The organism is Micromonospora marincola (genome assembly GCF_056150385.1).
In genome coordinates, this window is sequence record NZ_JAXCFT010000005.1 from 117238 (window position 1) to 142510 (window position 25273).

Annotated in this window: 23 protein-coding genes; 16 read left to right on the top strand and 7 right to left on the bottom strand. The window is 72.9% G+C overall.

Going from position 1 to position 25273, the window contains the following annotated elements:
• The first annotated feature begins 167 nt into the window (after window positions 1-167).
• The 3 genes from SM450_RS14030 to ispF all read left to right on the top strand — a co-directional run bounded on the left by SM450_RS14030 (window position 168) and on the right by ispF (window position 2011).
• Window positions 168-653: a CarD family transcriptional regulator gene (locus tag SM450_RS14030; RefSeq protein WP_013288937.1), complete on the top strand. Its 486-nt coding sequence runs from the start codon at window positions 168-170 to the stop codon at window positions 651-653.
• Between the two features lie 54 nt (window positions 654-707).
• Window positions 708-1412, top strand: coding sequence for a 2-C-methyl-D-erythritol 4-phosphate cytidylyltransferase (ispD, locus tag SM450_RS14035; RefSeq protein WP_474620173.1), 705 nt, complete (start codon window positions 708-710; stop codon window positions 1410-1412).
• A 116-nt stretch (window positions 1413-1528) separates the two neighbouring features.
• Window positions 1529-2011 (top strand): 2-C-methyl-D-erythritol 2,4-cyclodiphosphate synthase, encoded by a 483-nt coding sequence (gene ispF, locus SM450_RS14040; protein WP_474620174.1) that lies wholly within the window; start codon window positions 1529-1531, stop codon window positions 2009-2011.
• Between the two features lie 36 nt (window positions 2012-2047).
• On the opposite strand, the gene SM450_RS14045 is transcribed toward ispF, so the two are convergent.
• A complete protein-coding gene (locus SM450_RS14045; protein ID WP_474620175.1) occupies window positions 2048-2578 on the bottom strand; it encodes a hypothetical protein in 531 nt (176 codons plus the stop codon).
• Between the two features lie 188 nt (window positions 2579-2766).
• Here SM450_RS14045 and SM450_RS14050 point away from each other — a divergent pair, with 188 nt between their 5' ends.
• Both SM450_RS14050 and SM450_RS14055 read left to right on the top strand, forming a co-directional pair.
• Window positions 2767-4119 (top strand): AfsR/SARP family transcriptional regulator, encoded by a 1353-nt coding sequence (locus tag SM450_RS14050; RefSeq protein WP_474620176.1) that lies wholly within the window; start codon window positions 2767-2769, stop codon window positions 4117-4119.
• 50 nt (window positions 4120-4169) lie between these two features.
• Window positions 4170-5168, top strand: a complete 999-nt coding sequence (locus tag SM450_RS14055) for a tetratricopeptide repeat protein (protein ID WP_474620177.1) — start codon at window positions 4170-4172, stop codon at window positions 5166-5168.
• Window positions 5169-5173: 5 nt separating this feature from the next.
• On the opposite strand, the gene SM450_RS14060 is transcribed toward SM450_RS14055, so the two are convergent.
• The gene (locus tag SM450_RS14060; protein ID WP_474620178.1) at window positions 5174-6340 is read right to left on the bottom strand and encodes a homogentisate 1,2-dioxygenase; all 1167 of its coding nucleotides are present in this window, start codon (window positions 6338-6340) and stop codon (window positions 5174-5176) included.
• Window positions 6341-6433: 93 nt separating this feature from the next.
• Between SM450_RS14060 and SM450_RS14065 the strand changes: the two genes are divergently transcribed.
• The 5 genes from SM450_RS14065 to SM450_RS14085 all read left to right on the top strand — a co-directional run bounded on the left by SM450_RS14065 (window position 6434) and on the right by SM450_RS14085 (window position 11036).
• Window positions 6434-7294: a hypothetical protein gene (locus SM450_RS14065; protein ID WP_474620179.1), complete on the top strand. Its 861-nt coding sequence runs from the start codon at window positions 6434-6436 to the stop codon at window positions 7292-7294.
• Between the two features lie 110 nt (window positions 7295-7404).
• Window positions 7405-8604: a fumarylacetoacetase gene (gene fahA / locus SM450_RS14070; RefSeq protein WP_474620461.1), complete on the top strand. Its 1200-nt coding sequence runs from the start codon at window positions 7405-7407 to the stop codon at window positions 8602-8604.
• 142 nt (window positions 8605-8746) lie between these two features.
• Complete coding sequence (locus tag SM450_RS14075) at window positions 8747-8956, top strand: DUF397 domain-containing protein (protein WP_474620180.1); 210 nt, start codon at window positions 8747-8749, stop codon at window positions 8954-8956.
• A gap of 111 nt (window positions 8957-9067) precedes the next feature.
• On the top strand, window positions 9068-9550 hold the full coding sequence (locus SM450_RS14080) for an SRPBCC family protein (RefSeq protein WP_474620181.1): 483 nt from the start codon (window positions 9068-9070) through the stop codon (window positions 9548-9550).
• A 232-nt stretch (window positions 9551-9782) separates the two neighbouring features.
• Window positions 9783-11036: an outer membrane protein assembly factor BamB family protein gene (locus SM450_RS14085; RefSeq protein WP_474620182.1), complete on the top strand. Its 1254-nt coding sequence runs from the start codon at window positions 9783-9785 to the stop codon at window positions 11034-11036.
• A gap of 62 nt (window positions 11037-11098) precedes the next feature.
• Here the strand turns inward: SM450_RS14085 and hisC are convergent, their stop codons facing one another.
• From hisC to hppD, 4 genes are read right to left on the bottom strand one after another with little or no spacing between them, the layout of a single operon-like run.
• Window positions 11099-12193: a histidinol-phosphate transaminase gene (gene hisC / locus SM450_RS14090; protein WP_474620183.1), complete on the bottom strand. Its 1095-nt coding sequence runs from the start codon at window positions 12191-12193 to the stop codon at window positions 11099-11101.
• Window positions 12190-13167 (bottom strand): RDD family protein, encoded by a 978-nt coding sequence (locus tag SM450_RS14095; protein ID WP_474620184.1) that lies wholly within the window; start codon window positions 13165-13167, stop codon window positions 12190-12192. The genes hisC and SM450_RS14095 overlap by 4 nt, the downstream gene beginning before the upstream one ends.
• A gap of 28 nt (window positions 13168-13195) precedes the next feature.
• Window positions 13196-13897 carry an RDD family protein gene (locus tag SM450_RS14100; RefSeq protein ID WP_474620185.1) on the bottom strand — a complete coding sequence of 234 codons (702 nt, stop codon included), beginning with the start codon at window positions 13895-13897 and terminating at the stop codon, window positions 13196-13198.
• A gap of 10 nt (window positions 13898-13907) precedes the next feature.
• Window positions 13908-15113: a 4-hydroxyphenylpyruvate dioxygenase gene (gene hppD / locus SM450_RS14105; RefSeq protein ID WP_474620186.1), complete on the bottom strand. Its 1206-nt coding sequence runs from the start codon at window positions 15111-15113 to the stop codon at window positions 13908-13910.
• A 140-nt stretch (window positions 15114-15253) separates the two neighbouring features.
• On the opposite strand from hppD, the gene SM450_RS14110 reads away from it, so the two are divergent.
• From SM450_RS14110 to SM450_RS14135, 6 genes are all read left to right on the top strand, one after another.
• Window positions 15254-15760, top strand: a complete 507-nt coding sequence (locus SM450_RS14110; RefSeq protein ID WP_474620187.1) for an Lrp/AsnC family transcriptional regulator — start codon at window positions 15254-15256, stop codon at window positions 15758-15760.
• Window positions 15761-15863: 103 nt separating this feature from the next.
• On the top strand, window positions 15864-17297 hold the full coding sequence (locus tag SM450_RS14115) for an outer membrane protein assembly factor BamB family protein (protein WP_474620188.1): 1434 nt from the start codon (window positions 15864-15866) through the stop codon (window positions 17295-17297).
• Window positions 17298-17385: 88 nt separating this feature from the next.
• On the top strand, window positions 17386-19053 hold the full coding sequence (locus tag SM450_RS14120; protein ID WP_474620189.1) for a fumarate hydratase: 1668 nt from the start codon (window positions 17386-17388) through the stop codon (window positions 19051-19053).
• 263 nt (window positions 19054-19316) lie between these two features.
• On the top strand, window positions 19317-22304 hold the full coding sequence (locus SM450_RS14125; protein ID WP_474620190.1) for an AfsR/SARP family transcriptional regulator: 2988 nt from the start codon (window positions 19317-19319) through the stop codon (window positions 22302-22304).
• 43 nt (window positions 22305-22347) lie between these two features.
• On the top strand, window positions 22348-23757 hold the full coding sequence (locus tag SM450_RS14130) for a class II fumarate hydratase (RefSeq protein WP_474620191.1): 1410 nt from the start codon (window positions 22348-22350) through the stop codon (window positions 23755-23757).
• Window positions 23758-24134: 377 nt separating this feature from the next.
• A complete protein-coding gene (locus tag SM450_RS14135; protein ID WP_474620192.1) occupies window positions 24135-24728 on the top strand; it encodes a GNAT family N-acetyltransferase in 594 nt (197 codons plus the stop codon).
• On the opposite strand, the gene SM450_RS14140 is transcribed toward SM450_RS14135, so the two are convergent.
• Window positions 24695-25240 carry a CGNR zinc finger domain-containing protein gene (locus tag SM450_RS14140; RefSeq protein WP_474620193.1) on the bottom strand — a complete coding sequence of 182 codons (546 nt, stop codon included), beginning with the start codon at window positions 25238-25240 and terminating at the stop codon, window positions 24695-24697. The two genes, SM450_RS14135 and SM450_RS14140, sit on opposite strands and share 34 nt — an antisense overlap.
• Window positions 25241-25273 lie beyond the last annotated feature (33 nt).

Sequence of the window (25273 nt, forward strand, 5' to 3'; positions counted from 1 at the left end):
TGTCATTTGTTCGTGACGGAGCGTGTTGAAACCATCGACTTGAGCTCCTGTCAAGCCGAAGAAATACCTCTCACAGGGCCCCTGAGCTGCGCCAACGATCAGGACAGCGGTGAGACATCGGTGCCTGAGCGTGTTACCCTAGACACAGCGAAAGGGGTTTCGAACCTATGGTTTTCAGTGTCGGCGAGACCGTTGTTTACCCCCACCACGGGGCCGCACTCATCGAGGCAATCGAGACTCGGGTCATCAAGGGCGAGCCCAGGGAATACCTCGTCCTGAGGGTCGCGCAGGGTGACCTGACGGTCCGGGTGCCCGCCGAGAACGCCGAGATCGTGGGTGTGCGCGAGGTGGTCGGCGAAGAGGGCCTGGGCAAGGTCTTCGACGTGCTCCGTGCACCGCACACCGAGGAGCCGACCAACTGGTCGCGGCGTTACAAGGCGAATCTGGAGAAGCTGGCCTCCGGTAACCCGCTGAAGGTGGCCGAGGTCGTCCGCGACCTGTGGCGCCGGGAGCGGGAGCGGGGCCTGTCGGCGGGCGAGAAGCGCATGCTCGCCAAGGCCCGTGACATCCTTGTGGGCGAGGTCGCACTGGCCGAGAAGAGCACCAAGGACGAGGCGGAGACGCTGCTCGACAAGGTGCTGACCGAGGCCTGATCCGCACCACTGCCTCTACCCGCACCGCAGCGAACGAAAACCGAGGACCGCGACGTGACCGCGCAGCTCAATCCGCGCGGTGACGTCGCGGTCCTCGTTCCTGCGGCAGGTGCCGGGGTACGCCTCGGCCCGGGCGCTCCCAAGGCGCTCCGACCGCTCGCCGGGGAGCCCCTGCTGGTGCACGCCGTCCGGCGGATCGCCGCCGCGCCGTCCGTGCACACGATCGTGGTCGCCGCGCCGGCCGCCGACGTCGAGTCGGTGCGGGCGCTGCTCGCGCCGGTGGCACCGGTGACGGTGGTGCCCGGCGGCGCCGAGCGGCAGGCGTCCGTCGCGGCAGCGCTCGCCGCCGTGCCGGCCGGGCCGGAGATCGTCCTGGTGCACGACGCGGCCCGGGCGCTGACCCCGCCCGAGCTGGTCGAGTCGGTCGCCGCAGCGGTCCGGGACGGGCACGACGCGGTGATCCCGGTGCTGCCGGTGGTCGACACGATCAAGGAGGTCGACGCCGCCGGGCGGGTGCTCGGCACCGTCGACCGGGCGGCCCTCCGGGCCGTGCAGACGCCGCAGGGCTTCCGCCGGCCGGTGCTTGCTGCCGCGCACCGGGCGGCCGGCGATCCACTCACCGACGACGCCGGCCTGGTCGAGAAGCAGGGCGTCGCGGTGTTCTGCGTACCCGGCTCCGAGCTGGCCATGAAGATCACCCGCCCGTTCGACCTGACCTTGGCCGAACACCTCCTGGCCACTGCTCTCACTCGGCCCTGACCGCGTTGATCAAGGAGTTTCTGTCAACCGCGACCTCGCATCGTGACGTGAACTCCTTGGTCAACGTGGGTCGCGCCGGCAACGCCGGGTGACGGGGCCGCGCGTACGCTCGGGTCATGATCGTTCCTCTGGTGGCCGTCGGCACCGACGTGCACGCGTTCGCGGCCGGGCGGCCCTGCTGGGTCGCCGGCCTGCACTGGCCCGGCCAGGACGGCCTGGCCGGCCACTCGGACGCCGACGTGGTGGCGCACGCCGCCTGCAACGCGCTGCTCTCCGCCGCCGGGCTCGGCGACCTGGGCGCCAACTTCGGGGTGGACCAGCCGGAGTGGGCGGGCGCCTCCGGGGTGGCGCTGCTGACCGAGAGCGCACGCCGGGTGCGGGCGGCCGGCTTCGCGATCGGCAACGTCTCCGTCCAGGTGGTCGGCAACCGGCCCAAGATCGGGCCGCGTCGGGACGAGGCGCAGCGGGTGCTCTCCGAGGCGGTCGGCGCGCCGGTCACGGTCTCCGCGGCGACCACCGACGGCCTCGGCTTCACCGGGCGTGGGGAAGGGCTGGCCGGCATCGCGGTGGCGCTCGTGTACGAGGCGCCGACGCGGTGACGCGGCGACCGGGCGCGCCGGTCGCCGCGCCGGCAGTCAGTCGACGTCTGTGCACACGTTGTGGGTCGTGCCGTGGAGCATCGTGATGGTCTTGTCGAAGTTGGCGGCGAACGCCACCCGGAACTGACCGTCGACGACCCACAGCCCCTTCGGCAGCGAGCCGGCGTTCTCCCGGAAGCCGAGCAGCACCGGACCGGAGACGTACCAGGTCATCGATCCGTCGGTGCGGTAGACGACGAGCGAGGTGCCGCTCGCATCCGCGGTGGAGGTGGCCCCGGTCTCCAGGTTCGTCACCCGGTCGATGAGGGCGCCGGTGAACAGTTCCCGCTTGGGTGAGCCGTCCGGATAGGTCTCCAGGGTCAGTTTCCGCACCTCGTCGATGATCGGCTCCACCCGCACCGCGAACTCGCACCGGGTGCCGGCGGGCATCTCGAACGCCTCCTGGGGCGCCGGCACCCAGGCGCCGGGGCCGCGCCCGTTGCCGGCGGCGCTCGCCGGGCCGGGCTGGGCCGCGACAACCACCGCCAACAGCGCCGCCACCGCGACGCTCATCCTGTTGACACGCATGATCACTCCGTCCGGGTCACTTGTCGGGACGGGATCAGCCTCAGCAATGTGGCTCACCACCGGCTCACCGTGTCGAACTCGCCGCCGGCCCCATCCGCCCCGTGCCCGGACCCGGACGCCGAGGTGCCCGACCACCGGCTCACCGCCGGCTGACAACCGCCGGCCCCGGCTGGCTCGTCCTGGTTGGTATGGAGTTCCGCCTGCTCGGGCCGTTCGAGGCCCGCCATGACGGCCGGCCCGTCGAGATCGGCAGCCGACGCCAGGAGCGCTGCCTGCTGGGGCTGCTGCTGCTCGACGCGGGTGCGGTGGTGCCGACCGACCGCCTCATCGACCTGCTCTGGAACGGCCGGCCCCCGGCCGGGGCGCGCGGTGCGGTGCAGACGTACATCGGTCGGTTGCGGGGCGCACTGAACCCGTACGGGGTGCGGATCAGCACCCGAGGTGAGGGTTACGTCGTCGAGGGCGACGGGCATCGCGTCGACGTCGACGAGTTCGGCGAACTGGTCCGGGCGGCAGGTGGCGTCGCCGACCCCGCCGAGCGGGTGCGGCTGCTCGACCGCGGGCTCGCGCTCTGGCGGGGGCCGCTGCTCGCCGCCGAGGCGGACGGCGAACTCCGCGACCGCCTGCACGGCCCGTGGGCGGAACTCCGCCTGGTGGCGGTGGAACTGCGTGCCGAGGCTCAGCTCGCGCTGGGCCGGCACGGCCGGGTGATCGCCGAGCTGATGCCCCTGGCCGCCCGGCATCCGACCCGGGAACAACTGGTGGCTGTGCTGATGACCGCCCTGTACCGGGGCGCGCGGCGGGCCGACGCGCTGCGGCTCTACCGCACGACCCGGGAGTTGCTCCTGGCGGACTTCGGCGTCGAGCCGGGGTCGCGGCTGCGTGAGGTGCGCCGCCGCGTCCTGGCCGGGGACGACCGGCTCGACCGGGTGGGTCGGCCCGCGTACGAGGTGCGGGTCCGCGACGAGGCCCTGCCCTGGAGTGTCGGCGGTCATCCCGCCCTCGACTTCTGCAACACCTACGCCGGGTGGGGACTCGAATCCCCGCTGCCCGGGGCCGAGTGGCTGCGCGGCTACCGGACGCTTGCCGTCTGGGCGGGGCACGTCGGGCTGGCCGACGAGGTGTCCGTGAACCGCCTGCTGCACCTGGCCCGGCGCGACCCCGACACGGCGGAGACGGTGCTCGCCGAGGTCCGTACGTTTCGGGCCGCCCTCTACGCCAGCCTGGTCGAGCCGGCCGACCGACGGGCGTTCGACGTGGTCGCCCGGACCGCCGAGGCGGCCGTCCGGACCCTGGTGTTCCGGCGCGAGGGCGAGGGGCGCGGGCGCTGGTGGGTATCCCTCGCCGCCGGGTTGCGGCTGCCCCTGTACGCCGCCGCGTTCAGCGGCGCCCAGTTGCTCGCCGACGCGAGTCGGTTCACCGTCCGGGTCTGCCCCGACGAACGCTGCGGGTGGTTGTTCCTCGACGAGAGCGGCAGACGCCGCTGGTGCAGTCTCGGGACCTGCGGGGGCCGGGCGGACGCGCCCTGCCGCAGCGCCTGAGCGGCGGCGCTGTGGACGCGAGGTGGGGCGGGCCGGTTACGCTCGCCGGGATGCCGAGTGACGCCGCCCCCGACCAGTCCGCCGCCGACGGCTTCCTCCAGCGTGCCCACCTCCTCGCCGAGCTGGGCCGCTACGACGAGGGCATCGGCGAACTCACCGCGTTGATCGCGACGGAGCCCGCACACCTGGGCGCGTTGACCATGCGAGCCCGGATGCAGCTCGCCGCGGACCGTCCCGCCGAGGCGCTTGCGGGGGCCGAGGCGGCGCTGGCGGCGGCACCGGGCGACGTGCCGGCGCTCGTGGTACGCGGGCTCGCGCTGCTCGACCAGGAGCACTGGAAGGCCGCGGCGAGCACCGCGGACGAGATCCTGGCGCTCGGCCCGACCGACCCGTACGCGCAGCGCAGCGCCGCCGCGATCCTCTCCGCCGCGCGCAACGGGCAGCCGGCGCTCGACGCGGCCTGGCGGGGGGTCGAGCTGACCCCGGACGAGCCGGAGGCCCACCTCGTGCTCGGCCTGGTCTCGGTCCGGCTGGAGCTGTTCGACCTCGCCGAACGGGCCTACCGCGAGGCGCTGCGGCTGGATCCGGAGCTGGCCGGGGCGGGGCAGGACCCGGGGGTGGCCCGGCTGGAGCGCCGTCGCTACGCGGAGACGCTTGAGCACCTGACCGAGGTGGCCGAGATCTCGCCGGCCGGGCCCGATCCGGTCCGGTCCGCCGACGACGGCCTGCGCCGGCTGGTGCTGTCCGCGGCCGGCTGGTCGCTTGCCGCCACGCTGCTTGCCGCCGGGCTGGCCCCGGTCGCGTCGGGCGCGTCCCGGCTGCTCGCGGTGCTGGTGGCGGTCGGGGTCGGCGTGTTGGCGGGGCTGCCGGCGGCCCGGTCGCCCGGGCTGCGGGACGCCATGTCGCGCGGCCTGGCCCCGGCGGTGTACGCGTCGGCCGCCGGGCCGCTGCTGCTGGCCGGGTACGCGCTGACCGGCGGCCCGTGGCCGTTGGTGGGGGCGATCACGGTCACGGTGTTCGCCTGGTTCACCGCGTTCCGCCGAGGGTAGGAGCGTCAGGGCTTGCGCGCCCAGGTCCAGGCGTAGCCGTCGTCCTCGCAGGCGGTGCCGGCGTCGCAGAGGTCGAGCGGGCGGAACGTGTCCACCATGACCGCCAGCTCGTCGAAGAAGTCCGCGCCGATCGACCGTTCGGCGGCACCCGGCTGCGGGCCGTGGGTGAAGCCGGACGGGTGCAGCGAGATCGAGCCCTGCTCGATGCCGGAGCCGCGCCGGGCCTCGTAGTTGCCGCCGGTGTAGAAAAGCATCTCGTCGGAGTCGACGTTGTGGTGGTTGTACGGCACCGGGATGGCGGCCGGGTGGTAGTCGACCTTGCGCGGCACGAACGAGCAGATCACGAAGTTCGGGCCCTGGAACGTCTGGTGCACCGGCGGCGGCTGGTGGATCCGCCCGGTGATCGGCTCGAAGTCGTGGATGGAGAACGCCCACGGGTACAGGTGCCCGTCCCAGCCGACCACGTCGAACGGGTGGTGCGCGTAGACGTACCTCGTCCAACCACGACGGTGCTTCACGAGCACCTCGACCTCTTCGCCGTCGACGAGCAGCGGGGTGTCCGGTCCCCGGACGTCGCGCTCGCAGTAGGGCGAGTGCTCCAGGAACTGCCCCCGGACGGAGAGGTAGCGCTTGGGCGGGCCGATGTGGCCGGCCGCCTCGACGGCGAGCAGCCGGGTCGGCTCGTCGCCGGTCGGCACCAGGCGGTGGATGGTCGAGGTGGGGATGACCACGTAGTCGCCGGCCACCGCGTCGAGCACGCCGAACGGCGACTCCACCCGCAGCGAGCCGGATTCCAGGTAGAGGCAGTGGTCGCCGGTGGCGTCGCGGAACAGCGGCGAGGGCCGGTCGGCCTGCACGTACGCGATCCGGACGTCGTCGTTGGCGAGCAGGTACCGCCGGCCGAGCACCGGGTCCGCGCCGGCGCCGTCGAGTTTGTGGGTACGCAGGTGGCGGGGCTTGAGCGGCAGGTTCGGCACGCGGGTGACTGTGGGTGGGGCGTACTCCTCGGCGGCGAGGATCGCGGTCGGCGCGTGCCTGTGGTAGAGCAGCGACGAGTCGGAGGAGAAGCCCTCCTGGCCGACCAGTTCCTCCGCGTAGAGCGTGCCGTCGGGCTGCCGGAACTGGGTGTGGCGCTTGCGGGGCACCTCGCCCACGCTGCGGTAGTAGGGCATTTCGCCTCCCGTTATGTCCCGTTGCCGGCCGGCGGCGTCCGATAATCGGACGCTGTTGTCCGTTCCTCGTAGCGTCCCGTACATTCTTGTCTCGTGTCAACGCAGGTGCCCCGCCTCCTCACCGGCCTGGTCGACGACGCCGCGGTCTTCCCGCCCGGCAACGCCGCGCTGCCCGACGCGGTGACCGCGCACCGCCGGCACCGCGACGCCTGGTACGCCGGCCTCGTCGGCCCGCTGCTGCTACCCGCCTCGGAGATCGTCCGCGGCGCGCTGAGCGGCCTGGCCGCCCCGGGCCTCGTCATCGGGTTGATCGGGGACACCGGCCTCGATCAACTGCCCTTCGCGCTGTCGTTCCTCCCACCGGACGGCGTCACCGCCCGGCAGGTCGAGGCCCCGGTCGCCAAGCGCGGCGAGGACCCGCAGCCCGGCGTGGCCGAGTTGGTCGCGCTCGCCGGCCGGCTCGACGGCACCGCCGTCTACGCCGAGATCCCGCTGACGTTCGGCCTGATGGGCGCGCTCGACGCGCTCGCGCGGGCACGGGCCGACGGCCTGCCGGTGGCGGCCAAGTTCCGCACCGGCGGGCTCGCCGCCGAGCTGTTCCCCACGCCTGTCGAGCTGGCCGCGGTGATCTGCGCCTGCCGGGAACGCGACCTGCCGTTCAAGCTCACCGCCGGGCTGCACCACGCGATCCGGCACCGCGACCCGGAGACCGGCTTCACCCACCACGGCTTCGTCAACGTGCTGGCCGCCACGCTGGCCGCCGTCGAGGGCGCCGAGGTGGACGCGGTGGCCGAGCTGCTGGCCGCCACCGACGCGGTGCGCGTGGTCGAGCCGGCCCGGGCCGGGCGCGAGACGCGGCGCCCGCTCTGGGTCGGGTACGGCTCGTGCAGCATCTCCGAACCACTTACCGATCTGATCCGGCTGGGGCTGGTGAACGGAGGCTTCGAGGCATGAGCGAACGCACCGAGCGAAGCGAGGGCCGTGAGGGCATGCCCGGCCAGCACGGCATGAGCGAACGCACCGAGCGAAGCGAGGGCCGTGAGGGCATGCCCGGCCAGCACGGCATGACGTGGGTTGAGGGGGCGGCGGGTTCGCCGTACGGGGTGACGAACCTGCCGTACGGCGTGTTCCGGCACGGCGAGGGCGAGCCGCGGATCGGCGTCCGGATCGGCGACTCCGTGCTCGACCTGGCCGGCGCCGAGGCGGCCGGGCTGGTGCTGGCCGGCGGCGCGCTGGGCCGACACACGCTCAACGCCTTCCTGGCGCTCGGCCGGCCGCAGTGGACCGCCGTCCGGGAGCGGATCACCGAGCTGCTCACCGACCCGGCCCACCGGCCGGCGGTGGAGCCGCTGCTGGTGCCGGTGCGCGAGGTCGAGCTGCTGCTCCCGTTCGAGGTGGCGGACTACGTCGACTTCTACTCCTCGGAGCACCACGCCGGGAACGTCGGGCAGATCTTCCGGCCCGGCCAGCCGCCGCTGCTGCCGAACTGGAAGCACGTGCCGATCGGCTACCACGGCCGGGCCGGCACGGTGATCGTCTCCGGCACTCCGGTGGTCCGCCCGACCGGTCAGCGGGCCAGCGCGCAGGGCCCCACCACTGGCGCCTCGGTGCGCCTGGACATCGAGGCCGAGGTCGGCTTCGTGGTCGGCGTGCCGAGCCGGCTCGGCGAGCGGGTGCCGGTGACCGACTTCGCCGACCACGTGTTCGGTGTGGTGCTCGTCAACGACTGGTCGGCCCGGGACATCCAGGCCTGGGAGTACCAGCCGCTCGGCCCGTTCCTCGGCAAGTCGTTCGCCACCTCGGTCTCCGGCTGGGTCACGCCGCTGGAGGCGCTCGCCGGCGCGTTCGTGCCCGCGCCGGACCAGGACCCGCCGGTGCAGGAATACCTGCGGGACACCCCGCGCCTCGGGCTGGACCTGACGTTGTCGGTCGAGTGGAACGGCGAGCGGGTGGCCGAACCGCCGTTCGCCACCATGTACTGGACCCCGGCCCAGCAGCTCGCCCACCTCACCGTCAACGGGGCGTCGCTGCGCACCGGCGACCTCTACGCCTCCGGCACCGTCTCCGGTCCGGAACGCGACCAGGTCGGCTCGTTCCTGGAACTCACCTGGGGCGGGACCGAGCCGGTGAAGTTCGCCGACGGCAGCCAGCGGACCTTCCTGGAGGACGGCGACACGGTGACGATCACCGCCACCGCGCCCGGCCCGAACGGCACCACTGTCGCGCTCGGCGAGGTCACCGGGACGATCCTCCCGGCCCGCTGAGATCCACCTGCCGAACGACGGCCCCGATCGCACCAGGTGTGCGATCGGGGCCGCTTCCTTGTGCGTTTATCGACGCGGATCGAGTGCGCCCGGGCGGTGCCGGTCCGGGACGTACGAGGAAGAGAAACAGGAAGGACCGAGCATGACCGAGTTGACCGGCGCTCTATGGCGCACCAGCAGCCGCTCCAACGATCAGGGCCTCTGCGTCGAGGTGGCCACAAATGTGGTCGCCGCGCACGGCGTGGTGGGCGTACGCGACTCGAAGGACCCGGAGGGTCCGGCGCTCGCGGTGAGCCCGCCGGGCTGGTCCGCGTTCGTCGCGGCGCTGCGGGGCGACGTCTTCCGGGGCTGACCGATCCACGGGAACGCCGGCGCCCCGACCGGGGTGCCGGTGGTGGAAATGTCGCCACGGGGCTCCACGGGACCGGTGACGGCCCGTACCGTGGACGACACGGGAGGTGCCATGTCGACGGTTACCGTTTCCGCTAACATCGAGGCGCGGGACGCCGATCTGTGGCGCCTGCTGACCGACCTCCCGGCCCGCGCCGACTGGCTGTCCGCGGTGGGCGCGGTCGAGGTGCTCTCCGCCGGTGGGTTCGCCCCCGGCGCCATCTGGCGGGAGACCCGGGTCCGGCCGGACGGCGGGGCCGAGCCGGAGGAGTTCGAGGTGGTCGAGGCGGTCGCGCCGCGCCGACTGGTGCTCGGCTCGCGCGGTTCCGGCGTCGACTACCGGATCACCTGGACGCTGCGCACGGTCGAGCGGCGGCGGCGCGGCTGCACCGAGGTCACGGTCGAGCAGCAGGCGGTGCCGACCCGGCCGTACGGGCGGGTCCTGGCGCTGATCCTCGGCGGCCTGGCCGCCCGGGCGGTGGAGGGCGCGCTCCGGCGTGACCTGGCCGACCTGGCCGTGGCCGCCGGCCCGTCCCGCTCCGCCGAGGCCGCCTGAGGCGCTCCGACCGCTCGCCGCGCCGCCCAACTGTGCAGCCGTCCGTGCCGGTGAAGGACGACCGGATGGCGTCGCCGTCCGTGCCGTCCGGCGTCGCGCTTTGGGTGCACCTGTGGTTGCCAGAGCGACAACAAACGCACCCAAAGCTTGATTTGGAAGCCGGACGCCTTGGGGCGGGCGAACGGGTCGCGCCCGGGACCCGGCCGGTAGGGTGCCGGGGCGGAGGTGGCGGATGGCGAAGGCCGGCAGGCGGCGGGCCGTGGTGGCGCTGGTGGCGGTGCTTGTCGTCGCGGCGTCGGTCGCCGTGGTCGCCCGGGTGCTGGCGCCGGCCGAGGTCGAAACCGTGGCCCGGGATCCCTACCCGGCACTGCCCGCGCCGACCGGCGGGGTGATCGGGCGGCTGCCGGTGGCGCCGCTTGTCGTGGACGGCCGGCTCCGCGTCTACACGGGCACCCGCCAGGTGTACGCCGACCAGCCGGTCACCGGCCGGCACCGGGTCACCCCGTTCTGGTCCTACCGGCGTTGGCCGGCGACGCTCGTCGGGGTGCTCGCCGAGGGCACGACTGTGGTCAGCCGCTGGTCCGACGGGAAGCTGGTGGCGCTCGACGCGCGTACCGGACGGGTGTCCTGGCGCGCCGACGGCCCGGAGCCGGCGTCGGTGCCGGAGCCCCGACGGACCTTCGCCGCCACGGTCTGGGAGCCCGCCGGCCTGCACGTGGCCCGCGCCGCCGACGGGCGCGACGTGCTGCTCGCCGCCGGTCCGGGCGCGGTCGCCGGATACGCCCTGGCCGACGGCCGCCGGCTCTGGCGCGCCGACGTCGGCCGTGGCTGCCGGGTCGACGTGGGCAGCACCGCGAGCGGCGAGATGGTCGGGGTGGACAACTGCGGCGGGCCGGCCGCGGTCGAGCTGCGGGACGCGACGACAGGTGTGGTGCGGACCCGCTGGCGACCGCCGGACGCGCTGGACCGGCTCGTGGTCACCCCGGCCGGCTGTCGCGACGGGCACTCCGGGTGCCGTGGCCTGCGTACCGCCGGGCCGGGCGGCGAGAACAGCCGGGGCTGGCTGGTGACGGATCCCGGCGAGCCGACGGCCGCGCCGGGCCTGGACGGTCCGGACTCGGTGCTTGACGGCGAGCGAGTGGTGGACACGTCCGGTCCGGTGGTGACCGGACGGTCCGCGCGCACGGGTGAGGAGCTGTGGCGCCGGGCGGACATCCACCCGGCCCGGGTGCTCGCGGTGGAGCCGGGCCGGGTGCACCTGCTTACCGACCGGCGGGAACTGGTCACGCTCGATCCGCTTACCGGCGCGACCCGGTCGGAGTTCGTGCTCGACGTCGGGCGGGACGGGATCGGCTGGCAACCGGGCCGCGCGTACGCGGTGAGCGGCTACGTCGCCGTGGAGCGGGTCCGGGAGGACGCCACCCCCGAGGACGACGACCAGGGCTGGTTCCTGATGGCCGAGCCGGTGCTGCTAGCCGCCACCTGACGCCTCCGGGCCGGTGAGAGGGGGCCCCTTCTCGACGCCAGGCGTTAAGAAGGGGCCCCTCCTCAAGCCTCGGCGGCGGCGAGGAACGCGTCGTTCTCGGCCGGGGTGCCGATGGTGACCCGCACCCCGTCGCCGGGGAACGGCCGGACGATCACGCCGCGCGCCTCGCACGCCCTGCCGAACTCCACGGCCCGCTCGCCGAGCGGCAGCCACACGAAGTTGGCCTGGCTCTCCGGCACGTCCGGCACGAACTTGCGCAACGCCTCGGTGACCCGGTCCCGCTCGGCCACCACGAGCGCGCAGCGCCGCCGCACCTCGTCGGCCTGTGCCAGCGCGGCAAGCGCGCCGGCCTGCGCGGCCGTGCTCGTGGAGAACGGGGTGACCACCTTGCGGACGGCGGCGGCCACCGCCGGCGCGGCGACCAGCCAGCCGATCCGCAGGCCGGCCAGGCCCCACGCCTTGGACAGCGTGCGCAGCACCGCCACGTTCGGCCGGTCCAGGTAGCTGAGACCGTCGGGCACCTCGGCGTCGGTGACGAACTCCCGGTACGCCTCGTCGATCACCACGAGCACGTCGTCCGGCACCGCGTCGAGGAAGCGGTCCAGCTCGGCCTTGCGCACCGCCGTACCGGTGGGGTTGTTCGGGTTGCAGACCAGGATCATTCGGGTCCGGTCGGTCACCGCCGCCGCCATCGCGGCCAGGTCGTGCCCGTGCCCGGCGTCGTTCGGCACGCGCACGCTTGTCGCGCCGCTCGTCGCCGCGATGATCGGGTACGCCTCGAAGGAGCGCCACGAGTAGATCAGCTCGTCGCCGGGCAGGCAGGTGGCCCGCACCAGGTGCTCGGCGAGCGCCACCGAACCGCAGCCGGTGGCGATCCGGTCGGCGTCCACGCCGTAGCGCTCGGCGAGGGCCTGGCGCAGCGCCACCACACCCATGTCGGGGTAGCGGTGCGACCCGGCGACGGCCTCGGCGACCGCCTCCACCACGCCCGGCAGCGGGCCGTACGGCACCTCGTTGCTGGCGAGCTTGATCGCCTCGGCCAGGCCCAGCTCCCGGGCCAGGTCGGCGGGGCTGCGGCCGGGCACGTAGTTCGGCAGCGCGTCCAGGTCGGCGCGGGTGAGCCGCAGCGCGGGCTGGTGACGTCCGGTCTCGGTCATGGGGATTCTCCCGGGGGGTCGGCGCGGTCGCGCGGGGTGGTGGGGGCGTCGGGCCGGGCGCGGGGGAGCTGGACCACCACGGTCTGCGCCCGCTTGTCGTGCAGCGCCTGGCGCAGCGGTTGGTCGAACAGCGGGGAGACGGCGTCGACGAACTGGAACAGCAGGCCGAGCCCGCAGCAGTACCAGAGCAGCGTGGGCAGGCCGAGCGTGCTCCACCGCCGGAAGGCCCGGCCGAAGCCGAGCGGCTGGTCCGTCTCGACCGGCAGCGCGCGTACCCGGGCCACCCGCTTGCCGAAGGTCTGCCCGCGCGCCGCCATCGACGGGACCTCGTACGCGAACCAGAGCGCGGTGGCGATGAGCAGGATGACGACCTGGAGCCCGCCGGCCTGGTCGTCGATCTGGGGCAGCCCCTCGGTGGAGGTGTCCCCGTTCAACGCCCGGCGCATCGTCTCCCGCAGGTAGGGCTCGACCGCCTCGAAGTAGCGCCAGATGAACCAACCGTTGACCAGGACGTTGAGCAGGAACACCACGCCGAAGTCGATCAGGCGGGCCACCAGTCGGGCGCCGTACGAGGCGAGCGGCAGACCGTGCGGGCGCGGGACGGGCGGTCGGCCCGGCCATTGCGGGTAGGGCCAGCCCGGCGGCGGCCCCTGCTGCCCGGCCTGTCCCGACCAGGCTCCGCCCGGTCCCGGCTGCGCCGGCTGCCCGGGTTGTTGTCCCGACCACGGCCCGGCCTGGCCCGGCTGCCCGGCCTGGCCCGGTGTGCCGAACGGCGGGGCCCCGGTGGCGGGGGCGCCGGCCGCGCCGGAGGCCGGCGCCGGGGCGGCCGGCTCGGGCTCGGGCTCGGCGGGCGGGGGACCGTCGGGCGGGGTGACGTCGACCGGGATCGGCGCGCCGATCCAGCCCTCCCCGTCCCACCACCGGCGGGTCTCCGGTTCGGCAGGGTCGACGTACCAGCCGGGTTCCACACTCACCGACGTGCCTCGCTGTGCTCGTTCAAAGTCACGGACCAACCTTAACGACGACCGTGCCGGCGAACTTGTCGTGCAGGCACTGCTGCCAGGGCTTGTCCCAGAGCTGCCAGAACCCGTCGAGGTAGTTGAGGAACGGCACGAGCGAGCCGGCGACGAACTCGACGAGCCAGCGCTTGCCGAGCATGCCGCGGGTAAGCGTCGCGCCGGGCCGCGCCGGAACGATCCGCAGCTTCATCACCTTCTTGCCGAGCGTCTGCCCGGTCCGGCGGGCGTACTCGACGTGGTAGAGCCAGTAGAAGACAAAAAGCAGCAGCAGGAGGCCGAACTCGACGGCCAGCAGCGGCAGGAAGAAGTCGGTCAGGAACGCGTCCGGGTCGGGCCCGTCCGGGCCGGCCCGCTCCAGGTCGTCGATCATCCGGAAGACGATCAGGAAGAGGACCGGCAGGAAGACGACCATGGCCACGGCCGACGCCACGGCGGTGTCGATCAGCCAGGCCAGCAGTCGGTCGCCGAAGCTCGCAAGCGGCTGCCCGTCCGGCGCCACCGGGGGCGGGGCGAACGCCGCGTACGGGGCGTACCCGGGTGGGGGCGACGGGTAGCCGGGCAGGTCGGCGTACGTCGGCGGGGTGTGCTGCGCGGGCACCGCCGGACCGGACGGCGGCGCGACGCCGCCGCCCGGGGGCGGGGGCCCGGCGGGCGGCGGCGTCGTGTTCGGGGGAGGCTGGGTCACGCGGACAGTGTCACAGATTGCCGCGCTTCTCCTGCTCCCGCTCGATCGCCTCGAACAGGGCCTTGAAGTTGCCCTTGCCGAAGCCGAGGGAGCCGTGCCGCTCGATCAGCTCGAAGAAGACGGTGGGACGGTCCTGCACCGGCTTGGTGAAGATCTGGAGCAGGTAGCCGTCCTCGTCCCGGTCCACCAGGATCTTGCGGGACTGAAGCTCCTCGATCGGCACCCGCACGTTGCCGATGCGGGCGCGCAGCTCCGGGTCCTGGTAGTAGGAGTCCGGGGTGTCCAGGAACTCCACGCCGGCCGCCCGCATGGCGTCCACGCTCGCCAGGATGTCGTTGGTGGCCACCGCGACGTGCTGGGCGCCGGGGCCCTGGTAGAACTCCAGATACTCGTCGATCTGCGACTTCTTGCGGGCCACCGCCGGCTCGTTGAGCGGGAACTTCACCTTGCGGGTGCCGCTGGCGACCACCTTGCTCATCAGCGCGGAGTAGTCGGTGGCAATGTCGTCGCCGACGAACTCGGCCATGTTGGTGAAGCCCATGACCCGCTTGTAGAACTCGACCCACTCGTCCATCCGGCCCAGTTCGACGTTGCCGACCACGTGGTCGACGGCCTGGAAGAAGCGCTTCGGCTGGAGGCCGGCGTCGATCATCGGCTGCCGGTCCACGATCGGGCCGCGGGCGACGAAGCCGGGCAGGAACGGGCCGGTGTAGCGGGACCTGTCGACGAGCGTGTGCCGGGTGTCCCCGTACGCGGCGACGGACGCGATCCGGACGGTGCCGTGCTCGTCGCTGACGTCGTGCGGGTCGAGCAGGCCGGTCGCGCCCTGCGCGGTGGCGTGCGCGTACGCGGCGTCCACGTCCGGCACCTCAAGCGCGATGTCGGAGATGCCGTCGCTGTGCGCGGCCACGTGCTCCGCGCCGTCGGCGCCCGGGCGGACCACGCCGGTCAGCACGAACCGGGCCGAGCCGCTTGTCAGCACGTACTGCGCGTGGTCGCGGTAGCCCTGCTCCGGGCCCCGGTAGGCCACGCAGGTCATGCCGTAGGCGGTGGAGTAGTAGTGCGCCGCCTGCTTGGCGTTGCCGACCAGGAAGTGCAGGTGGTCGAGGCCCCGGACCGGGAACGGGTCCCGGCTGATGTCGTGGTCGACGGCGCCGACGAGAACGTCGGCGTCGGCCTCCTCGGTGGGCTGGGGTCGGTCGATCGCCTGGGTCATGGTGGCCTCCCTCGCGTACCGGCCGGCCTCGTGGGCCGCCGTGGGTGTGCGTGTCCGGCGAGCATCGCCGGACCGCCTCCGGTTGGGCAACAGTTGACGAAATTCCTGGTCAGGTTGTGCATTCGGTACGGTTGACCACCATGAACACTGATCAGGATGTACAGCTCGACGAGCTGGACGCTCGCTTGATCGAACTGCTCGCGGAGGAGCCCCGGATCGGGGTGCTGGAGTGCTCACGGCGGCTCGGCGTGGCGCGGGGCACGGTCCAGGCACGGCTGGACAAGCTGGTGGGCCGCGGCGTGGTGGGCGGGTTCGGGCCGGACATCTCGCCGGCCGCGATCGGCTTCGGGGTGACCAGCTTCGTCACCCTGGAGATCAGCCAGCGGCACGGCCACGACCAGGTCACCGCGCACCTGGCCGCCATCCCGGAGGTGTTGGAGGCACACACCATCACCGGTTCCAGCGACCTGCTGTGCCGCATCGTGGCCCGGTCGAACACCGACCTCCAACGGGTCATCGACCAGATCGTCGCCTCGGAGGGCATCCGGCGCGCCTCCACCATCATCGCGCTTGCCGAACAGATCCCCTACCGCACGCTGCCGCTGGTCCGCTCCGCGGCCCGCGGCGAAGGAAGGGGCCCCGCTTAACGCATCCGGTAGAGGCGGGGCCCCCTCTTAACACCTGAGGCCGCGCAAGAAGCGGCGCGACACGCCCCGCGCGGAGCCCGGGGGAGCGGTGATCGTCGCTACGGTGTCGGGTGTGAAGGGCCTAGGCGCACGCGGCTGGTTGCTGCTCGGGCTCATCACCGTGGTCGTGCTCGCCGCGACAGGTGTCTGGAACCCCTTCCCCGGCCTGTGGGACTGGGTCGACCGGAGCAAGCCGATCTCCGAGCCGGACGTGCTCTGGCAGCAGCGCGTCGGCGGCACCCCACGCAGCGTCACGATCGCCGGCGACACCGTGATCGTGGAGCAGCGCACCCGGATCGAGGCGCGCAACCTCGCCGACGGCAGCCAGCTCTGGGAGCGCAAGGCCGACTGGTCCGCGGTGGCCGGCAGCGGACGCGAGTCGGTCGTCGCCGTGGGCAAGCTGCTGAACAAGGGGTACGAGGTGCTCGACCCGGTGACCGGGGTGACCCGTCGCCGCGACGATCGCGCGATCGCCGTCTGGACCTACCGGAACCTGCTGCTCGACGCCTACTGCGTGGAGCCCACCGACTGCACGTTGCGGGCCTGGGATCCGCGCGGCAACGCTCCGTTGTGGACCGCCTTCCTGCCCGGCGTACACAGCGGTGTGCTCGCCGACAACCCGGAGCTGCGCGGCACCCGCCGGCTGGACGCGAACCGGATCGACGGCGAGGTGGCCGGGCCGGAGTCGGTCCCGCCGCTGCTGGGTTTCCCGGTCGACGGCCGGGTGCACGTGCTCGACACCGCGACCGGCCGGGTGCTCCAGAACGTCCAGCCCGGGCGCGACGAGCGGCTGTCCGTGGTCGGTGGCCGGCTGCTCCGGATCGCGGCGACCTCCCGCGACGGGAGCTGCTACTTCGTCATCACCGCCGTCGACCCGGCCACCGGCCAGCAGGTGTGGCGGCGGGCCGGGGTCAACCTGCGCACCGCGGACTCCGCCGGCTGCGTGCAGCGGGAGGATCCGCAGGGCGCCCGCAACGTGCTCATCGGGGTGGCCCCGGACGGCCGCGAGGCGGTGCTCGACGGCTACGACGGTCGGCCGCTCCAGGTCGGCGCGGAGGGCGAGAAGTTGCTCACCGTCGACGACAGGTACGCGGTGGTGCGCAGCGCCGGCAAGGACTTGCTGCTCGGCCGCGAGCTGTCGGCCGACCGGACCAGGTGGACCCGGCCGGCGGGCACCAAGAGTGGCGCGGCGCTCACCCCGTACGCGGTGGTGATCAGTGAGGAGAAGCCGTCCCGGCTGGTCGCGGTCGAGCCTCGCCAGGGCCGGGTGCTGGTCGAGCTGCGTACCTCGGCGAACGCCCTGGCGGTCGGCCCGAACGGCATGATCATCGGGGAGGGGCGGGAGATCGGGTACGTCCGCTGGGGCGCCACCGCCGCCGGGGTGTCCCGGCCGGATCAGGGTGCGGTGCCGGCGCCCGACCCGGCTGACACCTGGCGCCCCCCGAGCGACCAGGGCAGTTGCGGGCCGAAGCGGGAGCTTTGCGTCGACGGGAAGTGACGCGCGGTGGGACGCGCGGTGAGATGGGCGTCCCACGACCCACCGGCGGGTGTCACCGATCGATCGCTCTGCCCTAGGCTTTTCGGTCATGAGCAGTGCCGCCGCATTCTCGTACGCGCCCCTGTTGCCGACCGGTCCGGACCAGACGGAATACCGCCTGGTCACCGACGAGGGCGTGGACGTCGTAAACGGCCCGGGTGGCCGCCGGTTCCTCACCGTGGAACCCGCCGCGCTCACCGCCTTGACCGCCGAGGCCATGCACGACATCGCCCACTTCCTGCGCCCGGCCCACCTGGCCCAGCTCCGGTCGATCATCGACGATCCGGCGGCCTCGCCGAATGATCGGTTCGTCGCGCTCGACCTGCTGCGCAACGCCAACATCGCGGCCGGTGGCGTGCTGCCGATGTGCCAGGACACCGGCACCGCGATCGTGATGGGCAAGCGTGGCCGGCACGTGCTCACCGACGGCGCCGACGCGGAGGCGATCTCGCGCGGCGTCTACCAGGCGTACACCCGGCTCAACCTGCGCTACTCGCAGCTCGCGCCGCTGACCATGTGGGACGAGCGGAACACCGGCAGCAACCTGCCGGCGCAGGTGGAGCTGTACGCCGAGGACCCGGACGGTCACCCCGACGCGTACAAGTTCCTCTTCATGGCCAAGGGCGGCGGTTCGGCCAACAAGTCGTACCTCTACCAGGAGACCAAGGCGCTGTTGAATCCGACGCGGATGATGCAGTTCCTGGAGGAGAAGCTGCGGCTGATCGGCACCGCCGCCTGCCCGCCCTACCATCTGGCGATCGTCATCGGCGGCACCTCCGCGGAATACGCGTTGAAGACCGCCAAGTACGCGTCCGCGAAATACCTGGACGCGCTGCCCACCCGGGGTTCGATGAGCGCACACGGCTTCCGTGACCTGGAGTTGGAGGCCGAGGTGCTGGAGCTGACCCGCAACTTCGGCATCGGCGCGCAGTTCGGTGGCCGCTACTTCTGCCACGACGTGCGGGTGGTCCGGCTGCCCCGGCACGGCGCCTCCTGCCCGGTCGCCATCGCGGTCTCCTGTTCCGCCGACCGTCAGGCGGTTGCCAAGATCACCCCGTCGGGCGTGTGGCTGGAACGACTCGAAACCGACCCGGCGCGGTTCCTGCCCGACGTCACCGACGAGGCGCTGGAGACCGAGGAGGTCGTCCGCGTCGACCTGAACCGGCCGATGGCCGAGATCCGGGCCGAGCTGTCGAAATACCCGGTGAAGACGCGGCTGTCGCTGACCGGCCCGCTCGTCGTCGCCCGTGACATCGCGCACGCGAAGATCGCCGAGCGGCTGGACGCCGGTGAGCCGATGCCGCACTACCTGCGCGACCACGCGGTCTACTACGCCGGCCCGGCCAAGACCCCGGAGGGGTACGCGTCCGGTTCGTTCGGCCCCACCACGGCCGGCCGGATGGACGCCTACGTGGAGAAGTTCCAGGCGGCCGGCGGTTCGATGGTGATGCTGGCCAAGGGCAACCGGTCCGCTCAGGTGACCCGTTCCTGCCACGCCTACGGCGGGTTCTACCTCGGCTCCATCGGCGGCCCGGCGGCCCGTCTCGCCCAGGACTGCATCAAGCATGTCGAGGTGCTCGAATACGCCGAGCTGGGCATGGAGGCGGTCTGGAAGATCGAGGTGGAGGACTTCCCCGCCTTCATCGTGGTCGACGACAAGGGCAACGACTTCTTCGCCGAGGTCACCAAGCCGGTGCTCACCGTCGGCCGCCGCTGACCCGCCGACGTACACCGAGGGGCGCCCGGGGATCTTCCCGGGCGCCCCTCGGCGCGTCCGCCGTGCATCGACATCGGTGCGCCTGACCAGCCTCGCGGCCGGCCAGGCGCACCGCCCCCGTCGGATGCCGTCACCGACAACCGGAATGATTCTGGGCGCGGGCGCTGTCGATCCGCTATCAGATCGCTATCGCCTCCCCCCGGCGTCCGGTGATCGCCGGGCTACGCTGCTGGAAGGTGCAACCGGGCGTACGGGGGTCGCAGATGCGGTTCGGGATCCTGGGACCCCTGCGGGTGGGCGGTGGCGAAGCCACCGTCACCGCAGGTCGGGACCGGATCGTGCTCGCCATGCTGCTGCTGCGCGCCGGTCGGGTGGTCCCGACCGAGGAACTGGTCGACGCCATCTGGGAGGAACGCCCGCCTGCCACCGCCCGCGCCCAGCTCCAGATCTGTGTGTCGCGGCTGCGACACCGGTTCGTGGTGCTGGGCCTGCCCGCCGACACCATCGTCACCGACCCGGCTGGTTACGGCATCCGGGTCGGGGCGGACGATCTGGACGCCGAGGTGTTCGCCCGCATCGTGGAGACCGCCCGCGCGGAGGTCAGCGCCGGTCGGGCGACGGAGGCGCGTGCGCACTACCGGGCCGCGCTGGCGCTCTGGCGCGGCCCCGCGCTCGCAGGCATTCCCGCCCGGAGCGTACGGCGGCGGGCGCTGACGCTCGACGAGCAGCGGCTCGCGGTCCTGGAGGAGTGCGTCGACGTCGAGCTGCGGCTGCGTCGGGCGGCCGACCTGGTCGACGAACTGGCCGAGAACGTCGAGCGTCACCCGCTGCGGGACCGGCTGCGCGGGCAGTTGATGCAGGCGCTGTCCGCGCTCGGCCGGCAGGCGGACGCGCTCGCCGTCTACCGGGAGGGGCGGCGGATCTACGCCGACGAGCTGGGCATCGAACCCGGCTCGGCGCTCCAGGCGCTGCACCAACGGCTGCTCGCCGGTGACGACGCCGGGGGCGGGCCGGCGGTCGCGCCCCGGGCCGTTCCGGTGCGCGCCCTGCCCCGGGCCATCAGCGACTTCACCGGGCGGCAGCAGACCATGGCCCGGCTGGTGAAGGAGATCGTGGCCGAGGGCGCCCGCCTGCACCTGATCGACGGGATGGCCGGTAGCGGTAAGACCACCCTCGCCGTGCAGGTCGCGACCGCCGTGCGGGAGCAGTTCCCGGACGCGCAGCTCTTCATCGACCTGCACGGCTACAGCGAGCGCACCCCGTTGACCGCCGCCGCGGCGGCGGGCACGTTGCTCCGGCAGCTCGGGGTGCCCGCCGAGCGGGTGCCTGTCGACCCGGAGGACCGGCTGGCCATGTGGCGCTCCGAACTCGCCGACCGGCGGGCCGCGGTGGTGCTGGACAATGCGGCGAGCGCCCGCCAGGCCGCCGCGTTGCTTCCCAGCGGCCCGGACAATCTGGTGCTTGTGACGAGCCGCCGTCGGCTTGTCGGTCTCGACGAGGGGCGTCCCCACTCGCTGTCCGTGCTGGACCCGGACGAGGCGCTCGAACTGCTCGGCCGGGTCGTCGGCGCCGACCGGATCGGCGCGGAGCCGGCGGCTGCGGCCGAGGTGGTCGGACGATGCGGCTACCTGCCGCTCGCCATCCGGCTGGCCGGCGCCCGCCTCGCCCATCGTCCGCTCTGGCGGGTCGCCGACTTGGCGCAGCGGTTGACCGAGGCACAGGATCCACTGGCCGAGCTGGCGGCCGGCGAGCGTTCGGTAGGTCACGCCTTCGCCCTGTCGTACGCCCAGGTCTCCGCGCCGGCCCGGCGGTTGTTCCGGCTGCTCGGGCTCCACCCGGGGGTGCGGTTCGACAACCGGGTGGCGGCGGCGCTCATCGAGCTGCCGCTGCCCGAGACGCAGGACCTGCTCGACGAACTTGTCGACGCGCATCTGGCCGAGGAGGTGGAGCCGGGCCGTTACCGTCTCCACGACCTGTTGCGGGAGTACGCCCGCCGGCTGGTGGCCGAGTCCGAGCGTGCCGAGGAGCGACGCGCCGGCGTCGACCGCCTGATCGAATACCACCTTCAGGTGGCGGCTGCTCTCGCGATCCTCGCCGAGGCCAAGCCGAGCGGCATGGCAAACGTCGCGCTCCCGCCGCCGCGTCGTCCCGACCTGGTGCTCACCCAGGAGCGGCGGGGCCTGTCCTGGTTCGACGAGAACCGGGCCACGCTCACCGCGTTGGTGCGCCTCGCCGAGTCGGAGGGCCTGCTCGACCACTGCTGGCAGCTCGCCCGGGCGTTCTGGTGGTCCAACTTCGTCGGCGGTCACCTCGACGAGCTGGTCGAGACGCACGACGTCGCACTGCGGGCCGCGACCGCCTCGGGCAACGACGAGGCGGTGGCGATCACCATGAACTACCTTGCCTCGGCGAAGTTCCGGCTCGGCCGCTACGCGGAGTCGGTCCGGCTGATGGAGGCGGTCGTGGACCGCTACCGCCGGCTCGGTCTGCGTCAGGAACGGGTGCAGGCGCTCAGCAATCTCGCCGCCGCGTGTTTCGGCGGTGACGAGTACGAACGCTGTGTGGAGTGCCTGGACGAGGCCCTCCGGCTCGCCCGTTACCCGGAGGACGCCGGGTTGATGGCGACCCTGTTCAACATGCTCTCGATCGTCATGATCTCCCGGGGCCGGTACGACCGGGCCCTCCGGGTGGCCCGCCAGCACGTCCTGCTGGCCCGGGAGGGCGGCGAGTTCCGGCACACCGGGAACGCGATCGGCCACCTCGGCATGATCCGTCATCGCATGGGCGACCTGGGGCCGGCCCGCCGGCTGCTCCGGGCGGCGCTGCGGGTCAAGCGGTTGAGCGCCAACCGGTTCGGCGAGGGGGAGATCCTCAACGAGATCGGCCTGATGGAACAGGAGGCGGGTCGTCCGGCCGAGGCCGCGGCCCGGCACCGCGCCGCCCTGCTGGCGATGACCGACGCCGGGGACCGGGTCGGGCAGTGTGCGTCCCGCAACCTGCTCGCGCGCGCCCTGCGTGCGCTCGGTGACGTGGACACCGCGCTCGAACTGCACCGCCGGGTGATGACCGACGCCACCCGGCTCGGCCTCCGCTACGAGCAGGGGCGGGCCCTCGACGGGTTGGCCCGCTGCCTGCGCGGCACCGACCCGGCGCAGGCCCACAGGTACGCCGCCCGGGCGCTTGTGCTGTTCCGCCAGGTCGAGTCGCCGGACCAGCGGGCGACGGAGGAGTTGCTGGCCGAGCTGGGCTGAGGGCGCTCTGCTTTCCCTGCACGTCGGCGGGGGGCGGGGCAGGATGGTACGGGTGACGACTCCAGAGGCGACCGGTTACCGGATCGAACGCGACTCGATGGGCGAGGTGGAGGTGCCCGCCGAGGCGCTGTGGCGGGCGCAGACGCAGCGCGCGGTGCAGAACTTCCCGATCTCGGGGCGCGGGCTCGAACCGGCCCAGATCAAGGCGCTGGCGCAGATCAAGGGCGCGGCTGCCCAGGTCAACGGCGAGCTGGGGGTGATCGACGCGGATGTGGCCGAGGCCATCGCCACCGCCGCCGCGCACGTGGTCGCCGGCGGCTACGACGACCAGTTCCCGGTGGACGTGTTCCAGACCGGTTCCGGCACGTCGTCGAACATGAACGCCAATGAGGTGATCGCGTCGCTGGCGAGCCGCGAGCTGGGCCGCGACGTCCACCCGAACGACCACGTCAACGCGTCGCAGTCCAGCAACGACGTGTTCCCGACCTCGATCCACCTGGCCGCCACCCAGTTCGTGGTGGAGGATCTGCTTCCCTCGTTGACGCGGCTCGCCATGGCGCTTGAGGCCAAGGCGGCCGATTTCGAGACCGTGGTCAAGGCCGGCCGTACCCACCTGATGGACGCCACCCCGGTCACCCTGGGGCAGGAGTTCGGTGGTTACGCCGCGCAGGTCCGCTACGGCGTCGAGCGGCTGGAGTCGGCGCTGCCCCGGCTGGCCGAGCTGCCGCTCGGCGGCACCGCCGTGGGCACCGGCATCAACACCCCGCTCGGTTTCGCGGGGAAGGTGATCGGGCGACTACGGGACTCGACCAGCCTGCCGCTGTCGGAGGCACGCAACCACTTCGAGGCGCAGGGCGCCCGGGACGCGCTCGTGGAGACGTCGGGTCAGCTCCGCACCGTCGCGGTCGGCCTCTACAAGATCGCCAACGACGTACGCTGGATGGGTTCCGGCCCTCGCGCCGGCCTGCGCGAGCTGCGCATCCCCGATCTCCAGCCCGGCTCGTCGATCATGCCGGGCAAGGTCAACCCGGTGGTGGCCGAGGCGATGCGTCAGGTCTGCGCCCAGGTGGTCGGCAACGACGCGGCGGTGGCCTTCGCGGGCTCGCAGGGCGACTTCGAGCTGAACGTGATGCTCCCGGTGATGGGCCGGAACCTGCTGGAGTCGATCAAGCTGATCGCCGCGTCGAGCCGGCTCTTCGCGGAGCGCCTGGTGGCCGGCCTGGTCGCGGACGCCGAGGTCTGCCTGGCGTACGCGGAAGGGTCGCCGTCGATCGTCACCCCGCTCAACCGCCATCTCGGCTACGACGAGGCCGCCTCGATCGCCAAGGAGGCGCTGGCCAAGCAGGTCTCCATCCGCGAGGTGGTGATCTCGCGCGGCCACGTCGACTCGGGCAAGCTCACCGAGACCCAGCTCGACGAGGCGCTCGACCTGCTCCGGATGACCCACCCCTGACTTCGCGGCGGGCCCAACCGAGAAAGCGGTCGAACAGGGCCGCCGGTTCGAGCCGGTGGTCGGGGTGCGGGCGCAGGGGCAGATGCGGCCGGTCGGGTGACGGCATGGGCGCTCCGACCCAGCGTTGCGTCATGCGGGGCGCGATCATGAAGTTGACGGCCCTGACAGAGATCCACATCGCCGTCAACTTCATGATCAGGCCGACGGGCGTGGTGCCGTGGAGATGTGAGAAGAGGGGTGGGGGATTTGTGGTCGCCGAATTGGGGGAATCCTGGCCAGCGTCCGCGCGCAGATCGCGAGCTGGACTGGGGGTGGTTCGGCCGGACGGGCGGGTAATTGACTCGCTGGATCGTGAGGGGTGGCGGGATGATCCGGCGGTGGGTGACGACGGGGTGTTGCTGGAGACCGCGCGGCTGACGGTGCGGCGGTTCACCATGGACGACGTGGATCAGCTTGTCGCGCTGGACGCCGATCCGGAGGTGATGCGTTTTCTCACCGGCGGCGTGCCGACACCGGCCGGGACGATCCGAAACGAGATGTTGCCGCCGCTGCTGGCGCGGTACGACAGTCATCCCGGCCTCGGCCGCTGGGCCGCGCTCGACCGGTTCAGCGGTGAGTTCCTCGGCTGGTTGGCGCTCGACCCGTCCGACGACGGCGGCGAGGGGGAGCTGGGCTACCGGCTACGCCGCGCGGCGTGGGGGCACGGGCTGGCCACCGAGGGCGCACGGGCGCTGGTGCGGCACGGGTTCGACACGGTCGGCCTCCGCCGGGTGTGGGCGCAGACGATGGCGGTCAACGACCGGTCCCGCGCGGTGATGGCCCGCGCGGGGTTGCGCTACGTCCGCACGTTCCACCTGACGTTCGACGACCCGATTCCGGGTACGGAGCACGGCGAGGTGGAGTACGAGCTACGCCGGGAGGACTGGCCCGGGGTGCGTCAGGAGTGGGACGCCGCCCTGCGCGCCCGGTAGGCGCTGACCGCGGCCCGGTTGCCGCAGCCGGCGTCGCAGAACCGGCGGGACCGGTTCTTCGACAGGTCGACGAGCACGTTGTCGCAGTCGGGGTGGTCGCAGCGGCGCAGCCGGCTCAGCTCGCCCGCCCGGACCAGGTCGGCCAGGGCCATCGCGGCCTCGACCGCCATCCGGGTCGCCAGCGGCGCGTCGCGGGGCACGGCGTGCAGATGGTACGGCTCGTCGTCGTGCCGGATGAGCTGCGGCAGGGCGCGGGACTCGCGGAGCAGTCCGTTGATGATCTCCACCACCTCGTCGGTGTCGGCGTACCAGATCCGGCGTAGCCGGGGCCGTAGCGCTTGGACCTGGCGCAGCTCGGCGTCGGTGTGTTCGTGCCGGCCGCTCCACCCGTGCGCGGTGAAGAACTCATCGAGCGCGGCCACGTCGGGCAGGCTCTCCCGACCCGGACCGGTGGTGTTCACAAGCGCGGCGGTGGCGGCCAACCCGCATTCGGTGTCATGGGCAAAAAGCAACTTGACTCCTGTCGTGTCACACCCCTAGCGTCA

Bases quoted from the DNA above. Each gene is read 5' to 3' on its own strand.
- SM450_RS14125 (WP_474620190.1), top strand. From the start codon at position 19,317: ATGCGGTTCGGGATCCTGGGACCCCTGCGGGTGGGCGGTGGCGAAGCC.
- hppD (WP_474620186.1), bottom strand. From the start codon at position 15,113: ATGACCCAGGCGATCGACCGACCCCAGCCCACCGAGGAGGCCGACGCC.
- SM450_RS14075 (WP_474620180.1), top strand. From the start codon at position 8,747: ATGACCGAGTTGACCGGCGCTCTATGGCGCACCAGCAGCCGCTCCAAC.
- SM450_RS14080 (WP_474620181.1), top strand. From the start codon at position 9,068: ATGTCGACGGTTACCGTTTCCGCTAACATCGAGGCGCGGGACGCCGAT.
- SM450_RS14050 (WP_474620176.1), top strand. From the start codon at position 2,767: ATGGAGTTCCGCCTGCTCGGGCCGTTCGAGGCCCGCCATGACGGCCGG.
- SM450_RS14060 (WP_474620178.1), bottom strand. From the start codon at position 6,340: ATGCCCTACTACCGCAGCGTGGGCGAGGTGCCCCGCAAGCGCCACACC.
- SM450_RS14130 (WP_474620191.1), top strand. From the start codon at position 22,348: ATGGTACGGGTGACGACTCCAGAGGCGACCGGTTACCGGATCGAACGC.
- ispF (WP_474620174.1), top strand. From the start codon at position 1,529: ATGATCGTTCCTCTGGTGGCCGTCGGCACCGACGTGCACGCGTTCGCG.
- hisC (WP_474620183.1), bottom strand. From the start codon at position 12,193: ATGACCGAGACCGGACGTCACCAGCCCGCGCTGCGGCTCACCCGCGCC.
- fahA (WP_474620461.1), top strand. From the start codon at position 7,405: ATGACGTGGGTTGAGGGGGCGGCGGGTTCGCCGTACGGGGTGACGAAC.
- SM450_RS14055 (WP_474620177.1), top strand. From the start codon at position 4,170: ATGCCGAGTGACGCCGCCCCCGACCAGTCCGCCGCCGACGGCTTCCTC.
- SM450_RS14085 (WP_474620182.1), top strand. From the start codon at position 9,783: ATGGCGAAGGCCGGCAGGCGGCGGGCCGTGGTGGCGCTGGTGGCGGTG.
- SM450_RS14030 (WP_013288937.1), top strand. From the start codon at position 168: ATGGTTTTCAGTGTCGGCGAGACCGTTGTTTACCCCCACCACGGGGCC.
- SM450_RS14110 (WP_474620187.1), top strand. From the start codon at position 15,254: ATGAACACTGATCAGGATGTACAGCTCGACGAGCTGGACGCTCGCTTG.
- SM450_RS14045 (WP_474620175.1), bottom strand. From the start codon at position 2,578: ATGCGTGTCAACAGGATGAGCGTCGCGGTGGCGGCGCTGTTGGCGGTG.
- SM450_RS14120 (WP_474620189.1), top strand. From the start codon at position 17,386: ATGAGCAGTGCCGCCGCATTCTCGTACGCGCCCCTGTTGCCGACCGGT.